This window comes from Pseudarthrobacter sp. MDT1-40-2 (assembly GCF_059383595.1).
Window position 1 is genome coordinate 94,443 of the sequence record NZ_JBWZCL010000002.1, and the last position, 13,559, is coordinate 108,001.

Here is a 13,559-nt window from a genome sequence, read left to right on the forward strand (position 1 = left end):
CTGCTCGGCCGTGAGGCCTTCCGGCTCCAAGACTGTCCAGAAATCCGATAGATCCATTGAAGGTACGCGCATGAGCACGCCCACTACCGAAGTGCACTCCGAGCCCCTGCCCGGGACGCGGCCCGCCAGGAACGGCGCCACCAAGCAGCTTCTGGTCCAGAAGTTCGGCGGCTCTTCGGTTTCCGACGCCGAAGGCATTAAGCGTGTGGCCCGCCGCGTTGTGGACGCCCGGAACGCGGGCAACGAGGTAGTGGTGGTGGTCTCCGCCATGGGCGACACCACCGACGAACTCCTGGACCTCGCCGCGCAGGTCACTGACTCCGCACCCGCCCGTGAGATGGACATGCTGCTCTCCGCCGGTGAACGCATCTCCATGGCGCTGCTCGCCATGGCCATCAACAAGTACGGCGCTACCGCACAGTCCTTCACCGGTTCCCAGGCCGGCATGATCACCGATGGCATCCACGGCAAGGCCAGGATTATCGACGTCGATCCACACCGGATCCGTACGTCACTGGACAAGGGGCACATCGCCATTGTGGCCGGTTTCCAAGGCATGAGCCGCAGTACGAACGAAATCACCACGCTGGGCCGCGGCGGCTCGGACACAACAGCGGTGGCGCTTGCCGCAGCACTGGAAGCGGACGTCTGCGAGATCTACACCGACGTCGACGGCATCTATACCGCCGATCCGCGTGTGGTGGCGTCGGCCAAGAAGATTGACACCATTTCCAGCGAGGAAATGCTGGAACTGGCGGCGTCAGGGGCCAAAATCCTGCACCTGCGCTGCGTGGAATACGCCCGCCGCTTCGGAGTGCCGCTGCACGTCCGTTCGTCCTTCAGCCAGAACGAAGGCACCTGGGTCCTGCCCGGCGCCGACGACAAGATCACCATTCAAGAGGGAGTTGCCTTGGAGCAGCCAATCATCTCCGGCGTTGCACATGACCGTTCCGAAGCGAAGGTCACCGTAGTGGGGGTGCCGGACATCCCCGGCAAGGCAGCGGCAATTTTCCAGGTCATTGCTGACGCCCACTCAAATATCGACATGATCGTGCAGAACGTGTCTACCCACGGAACCGGCCGCACCGACATCTCCTTCACGCTGCCCATCATCGAAGGAGCGGACGCACTGGCTGCGCTGCGGGCAGCCCAGCCGGAAATCGGCTTTGAGAGCATTGAATATAACGAAAAGATCGGCAAACTGTCCCTGATCGGCGCTGGAATGCGCTCGCACCCGGGCGTCTCCGCCACGTTCTTTAAGGCGCTCTCGGCCGCCGGCATCAACATCAACATGATCTCGACCTCTGAGATCCGGATCTCTGTTGTAACGCATGCCGATCTGCTGGACGACGCAGTGCGCGCCATCCACAAGGCGTTCGACCTGGACAGCGAGCAGGAAGCCACCGTCTACGGCGGTACCGGCCGCTAACGCCTGCTAGCGCAGGGACCGGTCTTCCGGGTCGCGCGGCACGAGGTAAGTGGTTCCGTCAGCCCGGCGGACGGTCTCAAACTGGTCTGCGGCCGCCCGCCTCTGGGCGTCGAGGAGTTCACGGTTCTCTTCAGTCATCGCGTGATAAAGGTCCGTACGGGTAGCGGGACCAAAGAACATCCGCAACCTTCCCGTCAACCGCATGAACCGTTGGGCACGGTTTTCCTTTTCCACGTGTGAACTCCTCATCAGATTCGATCCAGCTCTTACAGTGTAGCCTAATAGTTAATGCACTAATGATTAGTGCGAGCAGTTTCCAGAGTCTAACCAAAGGAATGAGCGCCATGGCAGTCACCGCAGCCGCATCGGATGACCTACGGTTGGAGCACCAACTGTGTTTCGCTCTGACGGTTGCTTCCCGCAGCGTGGTGGGGGCTTATAAGCCCGTCCTGGAAGAACTGGGCCTGACCCACCCCCAGTACCTGGTGATGCTGTGCCTTTGGGAAGAAAGTCCCCGGACGGTACGGAATATCAGCGAAGCACTCGCACAGGACCCGGCCACCATCTCCCCGCTCCTACGGCGGCTTGAGTCCGCGGGATTTATCACCCGGCGGCGGGTGGACGGCAACGAACGGGCACTTGCCGTGGAACTCACCCCCAGCGGCACCGCACTGCGCGACAAAGCCCTCGCGGTCCCCGGGACCATGATGGAACGGTTAGGCCTCACCCGCGATCAGGTAACTGAGCTGCATTCCTCCATGATGGCCCTTATCGCTGCCACCTCCCGCTGAAGATCCTGGCGTCAGGGCGGTAGAATGGCCACGACTCAGGAGGAACGGACCATGCGCAAGATACTCCTCCCGGTGATGGCCGTCGCCGTCGCAGTTCTTGTTGCGTTTCTGTCCGCTTGCTCCACCGGCAACCAGCCCGCCGCACCCACAGAATCAGCCACTGACATGCCTTCCGAATCCCCAGCTTCCACTACACCGCCCGACGACGCTTCAACCGCTCCGACACCGGCACCCGCTGCACCTACGGACGTCCCGTCCGGTCCGGGCAGCGCGGAACTCTCGATCGTCGTTGAACCGGGCGAGGGCGCCGCGCCCCTCCACTACACGCTGGTGTGCGAATCAGGCACGGCCGCTGCGGAAAGCTCGCATCCCAATGCCCAGGCCGCCTGTGCTGCGCTGACGACCAACCCCGGGATGCTCCACCGCAAGCCGGACCCCAACCGGATCTGTACTGAACAATATGGCGGTCCGCAAACAGCCACGGTGACCGGCGCAGTGGACGGCATTCCCGTTGCGGCCACCTTCTCACGGACTGACGGTTGCGAAATCAGCGCCTGGGACGCTGCGAAGGACCTGCTGGGCGCCGATGGTGGATCAGTTTAGGACGCTCGCGGCCGAGGAGTGGCAGGCACAGGAAGCGGCCCATCAGGTCCGCGTCCGCCGCTATGCTGATCCCTACCTTGCCCGCCGCTCGGCCGGCCGCAAGCACCCGGTGGAGGACTTCCTTTTCACCTATTACACGCAGAAGCCAGGGCAGCTGCTGCGTTGGCACCCGGGCGTCGGCGTGGTTCTCACCGGCGCGGCCGCGGCTCAACGTTCCGGCTGGAAACACTACAAAATGCTCGACGCCGGCCAGCTCGCGGACGCCGGACTCCGACCTGGCACGGTGGCGGTCACGGTGGACAGGGATTCGTTCCTTACTGACAGGAGCGAGGCGGTCCGTTTTGCAGACATCATTCTGCGCGGCACGGCGGCCCGTCCCGCCAACTTCAGCTGCTTCGGCCTGCACGAGTGGGCCATGGTGTACCGGCAGGACAAGTTTGAACTGCGCCACGAGTATCTGAAGCTCCGGCTGGGCGGAACTGGAACAGACCGTGTAGTGGAAGAGAACCGGATCCGCTGCTCGCACTTTGACGCGTTCCGTTTCTACACTCCGGATGCGGTCCCGCTCAATGGGCTCAAGCCCACCCGTGAGAACCAGCGGCACCTGGAGCAGCCGGGCTGCCTGCACGCGAACATGGACCTGTACAAATGGGCGTACAAGCTGACCCCCGCGCTTTCAAGCGATCTGGTGATGGATTGCTTCGAGTTGTCATGGCGGGTGCGTGCCATGGATATGCAGGCCTCGCCCTACGATCTCGAGGCCTGGGGCTACCCGCCCATCCGGATTGAAACTCCGGACGGAAAGGCGGCATATGTGGAGCACCAACGGGCCTTTGCAGCCGAAGCCGACGTGCTGCGGCAGCGCCTTGCCGATGCTTTGACTGGGTTGCACATACCCCGCTCCCAGCCGTGACTTTTGGCTGCCCGCCGAGCCCGTCCATCGCCTGCGTACCGTGTTAAGCGCCGGAGGCCGCCGGACCAGATATGGTCCGGTGGCCTCCGGTTGATGCTTGCCGTTGGCAGATCCAGCTGAGTTTTGCTTCCCGGCTAGATTCCCAGGTCCACGGTGCCCGTCGTTTCGGGCAGTTCCTGCTTCTTCTTTTCCTTCTTCACCTTGTCCTGCTGCTCAGGAGTGGCCCCTGCCGCCTCGTCACCGGGAACGCTGGCTGCGCCACCGGGTGCAACCAGCACCGAAACAAATGTTGCAGTGCTGGACCCTTCGTAACTGACGCGGCCGATGTAGGAACCCTCAGCTAGGTTGGTCCAGTTGAGGGTCAGGGCTCCAGTCGTGCCGTTCTTGAGCTTGAGCGGGTTGGGCGAAACGAAAGCGTTTCCAACGTTCGCACCCAGTACCGCGGCGTCCATCGAGGCCTTGGTGGCTTGGCCGTTCGGGCTCGAGTACAGGTTGACGTACATCTTGTACACGCCGGCCCGCGGGTTGGGAACGGAAACCGATTCGCTGGCGGACGCTGTCTGTGCCAGCAGCGAACGGCCCGTGGGGTCCACAACAACCAGGTCAAAGTCCGCTGCGTCGTCAGACGAGAAGACGGAGAACTTGGCCAGCGGCGAGCCTGCCTGAACCGTCACTTCCTTCACAGCGTTCGAGGCATCGCCTGCCATGGCCAGCGGGCCGGGAACAAGCTCGATCGCGGTGGAATCAGCCTTGGACAGCCCATCCAGGGTGATGTTGACCGGTGAATTGGTGCCGGAAACCACCGGGATCTGGCCTGAACCGGTACTGCCCTGGGAAGTGAAGGCGATGTTCGACGGCGCCGTGACAGCCTGCGGCCGGACGGCGATGGGCGAGGCAACAGTCTTGCCGGCGCCCTGCCACACCAGATTGCCCATGGCGAACTGGCCAAGCGCAGCACCGTTGTTCTCAAACTTCACTTTGAAGGTGCGCGTCTGGCCCACTGCGTCGAAGTTGAGAACCGATGGCGTCACCTTCACGCTGACTCCGGGAACGTTTGCCTGAACACGGTACAGGCCAGGAGTCAGGGCGGTAACAGTCCTGGTCACTTCAGTTTTGCCGGTGAGGGCTCCGAGGGCGAAGGACGCAACGTTCATGTCCTTGGCAGCGGTGCTGCCCAGTCCCGGGATGCCCAGGTCCAGTCCGGTACCTTGGATGTACTTCAGGTAGTCCTCCTGGTTGGCATCGTAGACCAGGCCCGGATCCAGAACATCAGTCACGGCAACCTGTCCGGCACCAGTGGCAAAGACGTCACCGTTACGGCTGCCGTCCGCGTTTACCAGGTCCGTCGCGGTGGTCATCATGGCCGATTTGATGGTGGCCGGGGACCACGTGGGGTTCTTGGCCAGGACCAGCGCGCCAAAGCCCGCCACGTGCGGAGCAGCCATGGACGTGCCGGACATCATTCCGAAATCCTCGCCACCGCTGGCAACCTGTGAAACGCCGGCCAGCACTGCCACGCCGGGAGCTGTTACGTCCGGCTTCAGCAGGTCTGATCCCGAGGCCAGCAGGGGGCCGCGGGAGGAGAATCCGGCCACCTGCGGTTGGGGTGCCTTGGGCAGTCCGGTGGTGTCGGTGTTGGCCAGGGAAGCTTTGATCTCCGGGTTGGCTGTGACCTTGGCTTTGATCTCGTCCGTAGCAGGAGGGTTGACGTGGACGGTGGGAACAGCATGCACGTCAACATCCTCGGAGGAGGGTGTGACGTTCACCAGGATCATGCCTACACCTCCGGCACGCTTGACTTCGGTGCTCTTGACCACACGGTCGATCACGCCACGGTCGCAGACAACAATCTTCCCGGCAACCTTGGCCGGATCCAATGTGTTGGGCCCGCACAGTGCCGGGTTGGCGCCACCTGCTGCGGCAGCCGCCGTCGCCAGGATCACGTTGGTGGCCGGGAGCGGCTCAGCCATCAGGCTGGCGCCGCGGTACTTGGTGCCGTCCTCGAATTCAATGGTGCCCTGCAGTTCGCTGGAGAACGACGACGCCCCCACGGTCGTCAGCCACGGCGCACCGTGGTTGACGGTACTGGCGGTCGGTCCTGAGTTTCCGGCGGAAGCGGACACAAAGACGCCGGCTGATGCTGCAGAGAGGAAAGCCAGCGCTACCGGATCCGTGGTGGACGTGGTGCTGCCGGAAATGGAGTAGTTCAGCACGTCTACGCCGTCCAGGATTGCCTGGTTGATGGCGGCAACGGAGGCGGAGCTGTAGCAGCCGCCGGTGTTGGGGTCTGTGTCTTCCCAGCAGACCTTGTAGACGGACAGCTTGGCCGCCGGGGCCACACCGCCGGTGACGCCCATGTCACGGCCGCCGAGGGTGGCCTCGATGTTGGCGTTGCCGACCGCCGTGCTGGCGGTGTGGGTTCCGTGGCTGCCTACATCCACGGGAGAAATGACCTCTTGGGGAGCACGGTTTCCGGGCGGCGTGTAGCGCAGGAAATCATCGGCAAAGTAGCGCGCACTCAGGACTTTGGAGTTGCAGGCGCTACCGTCGAAACTTGCTCCAGTACCAACTCCCGGCTGGCATTCACCCAGGAAAGTGTCGCCGTCGGCCTTCAGCATGGCGATCTTGCCATCTTCAGTCCGGTAGGGCACACCCACCTGCGGTTCACCGGTAAGTGGCTGGACGTCCACGCCTGCGAAGAACGGGTTTTCCGGAGCGTATCCGGAATCGATCACGCCCACCACAACACCCTTGCCGGCGTTCTCCGTGCCACCAAAAACAGTGTTCCAGGAGCCATCGGCACCGCTGAGCTTGAGGAAATCGGTGGTGGAATAGTCCGGCGCATGCTCCGTGTCCGGCGACACGGTCAGTACCGCTGGATCCTTCGCGAGTTGCACGGCCTGCTGGGCGGTGAGGTCCGCAGTAAAGCCATTGAGGGCGGCCGTGAAGGTGTTCTTGATCTGGACATCTTCCGCGGCGGCAACGCGCTGCTGTTCGGCCTCAAGGTGCGCCTGGTACTGCTTCACCTCAGGCCGGTTTGCGTCCAGCTTGCGGCCCCGCTCCGGTTTGGTTGCCCCCAGACCGGGCGTCCCGCCCTCGTAGGTTGCGGCAGGCTTCTCGGCCAGCACCACAATGTACCGGCCGTCGGGGTAGCTGTCCGGATCGGGATTTTTCTGCTGAACGGCGGCGGGCTGGTCCGCCAATGGCGCCGCGGTGGCGGGCATGATGGCGACGGATGTAAATAGCAAAGGCAAACCGATGGACAATGCGGCAGCTTTGCGGACCCTCTGGCTTCCAAGGAAGCTCTTTCCTGCTGGTTTCACGAGTGGTGTGTACCTTTCCAATGGAACGGTCCCGGCATCGTGGCCGGGAACATTAGCTGGATTTGCGCAGGATTGACAGGTTGTGACAACCGGCTCGACCAGCGTTTCCCACAGTACAGATTGAGAGTCGAATATGACATAGCCCACAACAAAGTTGTCTTGCTTGTCATGCAAATTTACTTGATCTTTACACAGAGGGGAGCCGTCGGCCGTGGAGGAAGCATGCTACGCGAAGGCGCACAGACCGGCTGCGAACCTGGCCTGCGCCGCGCTGGCTTGGCCCGGAGTCCTACTGGCGCGGGGTACGAACCACTTCGCTGATCCACTGACGGGTTTTGTCATCGATGTCACCGGTGACCCGGGTTTCCCTCGCTGCCCGGTCTGCCTGGATCTTTTGCCACACCATCCGTCCCAGGCCGGCAAAGACAGCAGCAGCCATCATGGGCAAAAGGAGGGACTTCGGATTCGCAGCCATGCGGCCATCCTAGATCAGCGGCCCCCAGCCGAACAGGGCAGTCAGGAAACGAAACCCATACCCGGACAAGCGAAGGCCCGGGACTGGCCCTTCCGTCCCGGACGGCGGCCGGAGACACGGGAACGTCAGAGTCCAGGCAGCGGAAATGGCCACGCCTTACTGGCCGGTAAACCCTTCAAACCCAATCGAGACGGCCGAAGCCTCCGGGGCCGGTAGAATAGAGTAGCAAGCTCGCGGAGCGTCCGTTCATTTCTGTTGTTGATCCCCTACCGGGTCGCCAGGCCACGGCGTGAGACGGCACTACTCCGCTGGGCTGCACTGCGCCCTTACCCAATGCTCACGCACAGGAGTTGCCGGATGCCCCGGATCGTTGTTGACGTCATGCCCAAGCCCGAGATTCTGGACCCGCAGGGGAAGGCCATCGTGGGTGCACTCCCCCGGCTGGGCTTCACTGCATTTAGTTCTGTCCGCCAGGGCAAGCGCTTCGAACTGACGGTCGACGGCGAGGTGACGGAGGAAATCCTGGCCCAGGCCCGCGACGCCGCCGAGACCCTGCTGTCCAACCCGGTGATCGAAGACGTCGTGAACGTCGAGGTCGTTGGAGCCTGACATGACTGAACTTCCCCTGATCGGCGGGGCTCCGGCTGCCGCGGACATGTTCGACGGCGGCGCACTCGCCGGTGCCAAAATCGGCGTCATCACCTTCCCCGGCACACTTGACGATCGCGACGCTGCCCGCGCTGTCCGCCGCGCTGGAGGCACGGCCGTTCAGCTCTGGCACGCCGACGCCGAACTTGGTGACGTCGACGCCGTCATCATCCCTGGCGGCTTTTCCTACGGCGACTACCTGCGGGCGGGCGCCATCGCCCGGTTCGCCCCCCTGATGGGCAAGGTCATTGACGCTGCAAACTCGGACGCCAAGCTGCCCGTCCTGGGTATTTGCAACGGCTTCCAGATCCTTACCGAGTCCCACCTCCTTCCCGGTTCCATGATCAAGAACGATCACCTGAAATTCCTGTGCCGCGATCAGGTCCTGCGTGTTGAAAACAACAACACCGACTGGACCCTCGACTACGGCCAGGGCCAGGAAATCACCATCCCCCTGAAGAACCAGGACGGCCAGTACCTCGCCGACGAAAAAACCCTCGATGCCCTTGAAGCTGAAGGTCGCGTGGTGTTCCGCTACGTGGGCTTCAACCCGAACGGCTCCCGCCGGGACATCGCCGGAATCTCCAACGCCGCCGGCAACGTGGTGGGCCTGATGCCCCACCCCGAACACGCCATCGAACCTGGCTTTGGCCCCGAATCTGTTGGGTCCGGCTCCGCCGGAGTCGGTGGATCCGACGTCGATGGCCTCGGCTTTTTCACCTCCGTATTGACCAAGATCGTGGGAGGCGCCAAGTGACCACCTCAGCTGAAACCATCGGCAAGAAGTTCAACATCGACACCGTCGAAAACGCTGCCAAGACCCCGGACACCGATCTCCCCTGGGCCGAACTCGGCCTGAAGCAGAACGAGTTCGACGAGGTTGTCAAGGTCCTGGGCCGCCGCCCCACCGCGGCTGAACTTGCCATGTACTCGGTGATGTGGAGCGAGCACTGCTCCTACAAGTCTTCCAAGAACCATCTTCGCCAGTTCGGCGAGAAGGTCACCGAGGAAATGAAGAAGGACATGCTGGTAGGCATCGGCGAAAACGCCGGCGTGACCAACCTCGGGGACGGCTGGGCCGTAACCTTCAAGATTGAATCCCACAACTCGCCGTCGTTCGTTGAGCCCTACCAGGGCGCAGCCACCGGCATCGGCGGAATCGTCCGCGACATCATCTCCATGGGCGCCCGCCCCGTTGCCGTGATGGATCCGCTGCGCTTCGGCGCGATCGACCACCCGGACACGGCCCGCGTCATGCACGGAGCGGTTGCCGGCATCGGCGGTTACGGGAACTCCCTGGGCCTGCCCAACATCGGCGGCGAAATGGTCTTCGACTCCGTCTACCAGGGCAACCCGCTGGTTAACGCGCTGGCTGTGGGCGTCATGCGCCACGAGGACATCCGCCTCGCGAACGCGTCCGGCAAGGGCAACAAGGTGGTCCTGTTCGGTGCACGCACCGGCGGCGATGGAATCGGCGGCGCCTCGGTGCTGGCTTCGGAGTCCTTCGATGACACCAAGCCGTCCAAGCGCCCGGCCGTCCAGGTGGGCGATCCGTTCGCCGAGAAGGTCCTGATCGAGTGCTGCCTGGAGCTGTTCAAGGGCTCGCTGGTGGAAGGCATCCAGGATCTCGGCGCTGCAGGCATCTCCTGCGCCACGTCGGAGCTCGCGTCCAACGGTGACGGCGGAATGGAAGTTGAGCTGACCTCGGTCCTGCTCCGCGATCCCACGCTGACCCCCGGTGAGATCCTGATGTCCGAGTCGCAGGAACGCATGATGGCCGTGGTCACCCCGGAGAACATCGAAGCCTTCGAAGCCGTGATGGACAAGTGGGCCGTGGAATACTCGTGGCTGGGTGAGGTCACCGATACCGGCCGCCTCATCATCACGTGGGAAGGCGAAGTCATTGTCGACGTCGACCCGCGCACTGTTGCCCACGACGGCCCGGTCTACGACCGGCCGTATGCCCGTCCGCAATGGCAGGACTCCGTGCAGGCGGATTCCTTCACCGGTTCCGTACAGGACGCCAGCCGTCCCGCCGCTCCGGCTGAACTGGCTGCAGCAGTCACTGAGCTGGTGGCGTCGCCGAACATGTGCAGCAAGTCCTGGATCACGGACCAGTACGACCGCTACGTTGGCGGCAACACCTCCATGGCGTTCCCCGATGACGCCGGTGTGGTCCGGGTTGACGAGGAAACCGGACTGGGCGTTGCTTTGGCAACTGACGCCAACGGCCGCTACACCTACCTGGATCCGTACCACGGCGCGCAGTTGGCCCTGGCGGAGGCCTACCGTAACGTGGCCACTTCCGGTGCCGTGCCCATGGCTGTCAGCGACTGCCTGAACTTCGGCTCCCCCGAGGATCCGGACGTGATGTGGCAGCTGGCCGAGGCTATCCGCGGCCTGTCCGATGCCTGCATGGAACTGGGCATCCCGGTTACCGGCGGCAACGTCTCGCTGTACAACCAGACCGGCACCACGCCCATCCACCCCTCCCCCGTGGTGGCAGTCCTGGGCAAGCTTGACGACGTCGCCCGCCGCACGCCGTCGGGTTGGCGGGAAGACGGCCAGGCCATCTACCTCCTGGGCACCACGGCCAATGAGCTGGACGGCTCGGAGTGGGCGAACATGCGCGGTCACCTGGGTGGGTTGCCGCCCAAGGTTGACCTTGGCGTCGAACGTTCCCTGGGCGAGATCCTGATCAACGCCTCACGCGACGGCATGATCGACTCCGCGCACGACCTCTCCGAAGGCGGCCTGGCGGCTGCCCTCGTGGAATCCTCGCTGCGTTATGGTGTGGGTGCCCGGATCGCCCTGCAGGACGTCATGGACCGCGATGGCGTGGACCTGTTCACAGCGCTCTTCTCCGAGACCCAGGGACGTGCCATTGTTGGCGTCCCGCGCTCGGAGGAGGTCCGCTTCAACGACATGTGCACCGCCCGCGGCTTCGCTTACACCCGGATCGGCGTTGTCGATGCTGAGAGCGGCGAACTCGCCATCAACGGCGTAGATCCGCTGTCCCTGAACGCGCTGCGTGAAGCCCACGAGGGAACGCTGCCGAAGTACTTCGGCTAAACGCACCGACCAGAGATCCGCGGTGGTTCCGGCTTGTCCGGGACCACCGCGGATTTCTTTTGACGTCGGTGCCCCGGTGCCTAGTGGTCCTCGCTGCGGAGGTCCCGGCGTCGAACGCTGAGCAGTTCTATTTCCGGACGGGAAGCCACCAAACGCTCGACGGCGTCAAGCACCTCGACCAGATGGCTGCGGTCTGCTGCCACCAGGCCAATGCCCAGGACAGTCCGGCGGTGCTGCTCATGAAGATCCGCCTCGACGGCGGAAACGTCGTACCGGCGCCTTAATTCGGCCAGGATGGGCCGCACTACCGACCGTTTTTCCTTCAGGCTGTGAACATCACCCAGCAGGACATCGCATTCGATCCATCCAATCCACATCTACCCAGTCTTGCACTTCTACTTCAGGGTGCCCTGGGACACCGAACCCTGCAGTTGGCGCTGGAAGATGATGTAGACGATCAGCACCGGGACCACCGTGACCGTAACGGCGGCAAAAAGCGCTCCGAAGTCCACGGCGTAGCCCATCTGCCCCGCGAAGGCCGCGAGCTCCTGTGACAGCACACGCGGACCGGCAGCGTTGATGGCTACCGGAATCAGGAACTGGTTCCACAGGCCCAGGAAGTTGAAGATGGCCACCGAGGCCAGCCCCGGTTTGGCCATCGGCAGCATGACCTGGAAGAACGTCCGCCACTCGCCTGCTCCGTCAAGTGCGGCCGCCTCGGTGATTTCATGAGGCAAAGACTTAAAGAAGGCGAAGAGGAAGAACACCGTGAACGGCAGCGCAAAGCCGACGTAGACCAGGATCAGCCCCGGCAAGGTGTTCAAAAGGCCCATGTTCCTCAGGACAAAGAACAACGGCACCATGGCGAGGAAAATCGGAAAGGTGAGCCCGGCGAGCATCAGGTAGTAGATCAGCGTGCTGCCCGGGAAGGTATACCGGGCCAGTACGTAGGCGCACATGGCGCCCAGGACCATGACGATCACCAGTGCCGTAGCCACCACCACGACCGAGTTCAGGAAGGCACTCCCGATGCCCGCCTCGCTCCAGGCCTTAAAGTAGTTATCCAGGTTCCACTGACCCGGAAGGGCAAATGGTGACGCAAAGATCTCGCTGGAGGTCTTGAAAGAGGACATCACGGTCCACAGGAGGGGAAGGATAACGATGAGCGTCCAGATGGTCAGTGCCGTATGCGATACCGCTCCCACCACTTTGTCTCCGGTTGTGGTTGCGGGAGTCCGTGGCTGGAAGTGCAGTGACTTCATTTGAGGAGCTGAGATTTTTGTTGTCATTACATGCTCACGTCCTTATCGCCGCCGGTGAGCCGGTTAACCAGGAACACCAGTCCGGAGAAGACAAGCGTGGCGACTGCAAGGACAACGCCCATGGCGCTGGCCAGACCAAATTGTCCCTTGCTGAAAGCGGTAAAAAACAACTGCTGTGCCATGACCAGTGTGGAGTTGTCCGGACCACCGCCGGAATTCAGGGCTGCCATGTAGACGAAGGCATCCAGCGCCAGGATGCCCATGTAGATGTAAGCGGTCTGGATGTTGTCACGGATCAAGGGGATGGTGATGGACAATGCGGTGCGGAGACGTCCGGCGCCGTCGATTCTGGCCGCTTCGAAAAGCTCGGCAGGGATGCCCTTGATGCCGGCAACGAACAGGACCATGTAGAAGCCTACAAAGCCCCAGACGATCACGAACATGGTGGCCGCCATGGCGGTGTTCTTGTCACCCAGCCAGGCAAAGTCCTTGTACTGGTCAAATCCCAGTCCGGTGAGCATGCCGTTCAGCAAGCCTCCGGAGGGGTCATAGATCTGGCCCCACATAATGCCGATGGCGATGGCGGGAATCGTATACGGGAAGAAGGACACAACACGGTAAAAACTGGAATTGCGCAGTCCCTTGATCTGGCCTTTGCTGCTTCCGCCTACTGTCACCAGGGATGCCAGCACCAGGCTCAGGATGATGGTGATAATCGGGAGGAAGATGACCAGGAGAATGTTGTTCCCCATGGCCTTCATGAAGATGTCGTCGGTGAAGATCCTCGTGTAGTTCTCCAGGCCGATGAAGTTCTGGGTGGGTGAAAAACCCGACCAGTCCGTCAACGAGTAGCTGAAGGCCTGAACAAAGGGCCAAATCACGAACAACAGGTAGATCGCCAGCGGCAGTCCGAGGAAGACTGCGAAGAAACTGACTCTGTCCCACGTCAACGGCTTGCGCCGCCGCTTCACGAACGTCGGAGCGGTAACCGGAACGGCGACGGCGGTCAGGCCGTCGTCGTTCCGGCCCTGCTGGGTTTTCAC

13 protein-coding genes are annotated in these 13,559 nt (G+C 62.6%); 7 read left to right on the forward strand and 6 right to left on the reverse strand.

All coding sequences use genetic code 11. The features are described from left to right. The first annotated feature begins 70 nt into the window (after nucleotides 1-70). A complete protein-coding gene (locus AC50X5_RS06560) occupies nucleotides 71-1,429 on the forward strand; it encodes an aspartate kinase (RefSeq protein WP_494975316.1) in 1,359 nt (452 codons plus the stop codon). Between the two features lie 6 nt (nucleotides 1,430-1,435). On the opposite strand, the gene AC50X5_RS06565 is transcribed toward AC50X5_RS06560, so the two are convergent. After that, the gene (locus AC50X5_RS06565; RefSeq protein WP_494975317.1) at nucleotides 1,436-1,678 is read right to left on the reverse strand and encodes a hypothetical protein; all 243 of its coding nucleotides are present in this window, start codon (nucleotides 1,676-1,678) and stop codon (nucleotides 1,436-1,438) included. 86 nt (nucleotides 1,679-1,764) lie between these two features. On the opposite strand from AC50X5_RS06565, the gene AC50X5_RS06570 reads away from it, so the two are divergent. The 3 genes from AC50X5_RS06570 to AC50X5_RS06580 are packed head-to-tail and all read left to right on the forward strand — an operon-like array spanning nucleotide 1,765 to nucleotide 3,736. After that, complete coding sequence (locus AC50X5_RS06570; protein WP_494975318.1) at nucleotides 1,765-2,220, forward strand: MarR family winged helix-turn-helix transcriptional regulator; 456 nt, start codon at nucleotides 1,765-1,767, stop codon at nucleotides 2,218-2,220. Between the two features lie 51 nt (nucleotides 2,221-2,271). Continuing rightward, nucleotides 2,272-2,823, forward strand: coding sequence for an SSI family serine proteinase inhibitor (locus tag AC50X5_RS06575; protein ID WP_494975319.1), 552 nt, complete (start codon nucleotides 2,272-2,274; stop codon nucleotides 2,821-2,823). After that, entirely contained in the window at nucleotides 2,807-3,736 is a 930-nt protein-coding gene (locus tag AC50X5_RS06580; protein ID WP_494975320.1) for a 3-methyladenine DNA glycosylase, read from the forward strand. Before AC50X5_RS06575 ends, AC50X5_RS06580 begins: the two co-directional genes overlap by 17 nt. Before the next feature lie 134 nt (nucleotides 3,737-3,870). Here the strand turns inward: AC50X5_RS06580 and AC50X5_RS06585 are convergent, their stop codons facing one another. Next, entirely contained in the window at nucleotides 3,871-7,059 is a 3,189-nt protein-coding gene (locus tag AC50X5_RS06585; protein WP_494975321.1) for a S8 family serine peptidase, read from the reverse strand. Between the two features lie 289 nt (nucleotides 7,060-7,348). After that, entirely contained in the window at nucleotides 7,349-7,534 is a 186-nt protein-coding gene (locus tag AC50X5_RS06590) for a hypothetical protein (RefSeq protein WP_494975322.1), read from the reverse strand. Between the two features lie 357 nt (nucleotides 7,535-7,891). Between AC50X5_RS06590 and purS the strand changes: the two genes are divergently transcribed. From purS to purL, 3 genes are read left to right on the forward strand one after another with little or no spacing between them, the layout of a single operon-like run. After that, a complete protein-coding gene (purS, locus tag AC50X5_RS06595; protein WP_494975323.1) occupies nucleotides 7,892-8,143 on the forward strand; it encodes a phosphoribosylformylglycinamidine synthase subunit PurS in 252 nt (83 codons plus the stop codon). A gap of 1 nt (nucleotide 8,144) precedes the next feature. Next, the gene (purQ, locus tag AC50X5_RS06600) at nucleotides 8,145-8,939 is read left to right on the forward strand and encodes a phosphoribosylformylglycinamidine synthase subunit PurQ (RefSeq protein WP_494975324.1); all 795 of its coding nucleotides are present in this window, start codon (nucleotides 8,145-8,147) and stop codon (nucleotides 8,937-8,939) included. Beyond that, on the forward strand, nucleotides 8,936-11,254 hold the full coding sequence (gene purL, locus AC50X5_RS06605; protein ID WP_494975325.1) for a phosphoribosylformylglycinamidine synthase subunit PurL: 2,319 nt from the start codon (nucleotides 8,936-8,938) through the stop codon (nucleotides 11,252-11,254). Before purQ ends, purL begins: the two co-directional genes overlap by 4 nt. A gap of 80 nt (nucleotides 11,255-11,334) precedes the next feature. On the opposite strand, the gene AC50X5_RS06610 is transcribed toward purL, so the two are convergent. From AC50X5_RS06610 to AC50X5_RS06620, 3 genes are read right to left on the reverse strand one after another with little or no spacing between them, the layout of a single operon-like run. Then, nucleotides 11,335-11,631: a DUF503 domain-containing protein gene (locus AC50X5_RS06610; RefSeq protein ID WP_494975326.1), complete on the reverse strand. Its 297-nt coding sequence runs from the start codon at nucleotides 11,629-11,631 to the stop codon at nucleotides 11,335-11,337. A gap of 18 nt (nucleotides 11,632-11,649) precedes the next feature. Next, nucleotides 11,650-12,543, reverse strand: coding sequence for a carbohydrate ABC transporter permease (locus AC50X5_RS06615; protein ID WP_494975327.1), 894 nt, complete (start codon nucleotides 12,541-12,543; stop codon nucleotides 11,650-11,652). Next, complete coding sequence (locus AC50X5_RS06620; RefSeq protein ID WP_494975328.1) at nucleotides 12,543-13,559, reverse strand: carbohydrate ABC transporter permease; 1,017 nt, start codon at nucleotides 13,557-13,559, stop codon at nucleotides 12,543-12,545. Before AC50X5_RS06620 ends, AC50X5_RS06615 begins: the two co-directional genes overlap by 1 nt.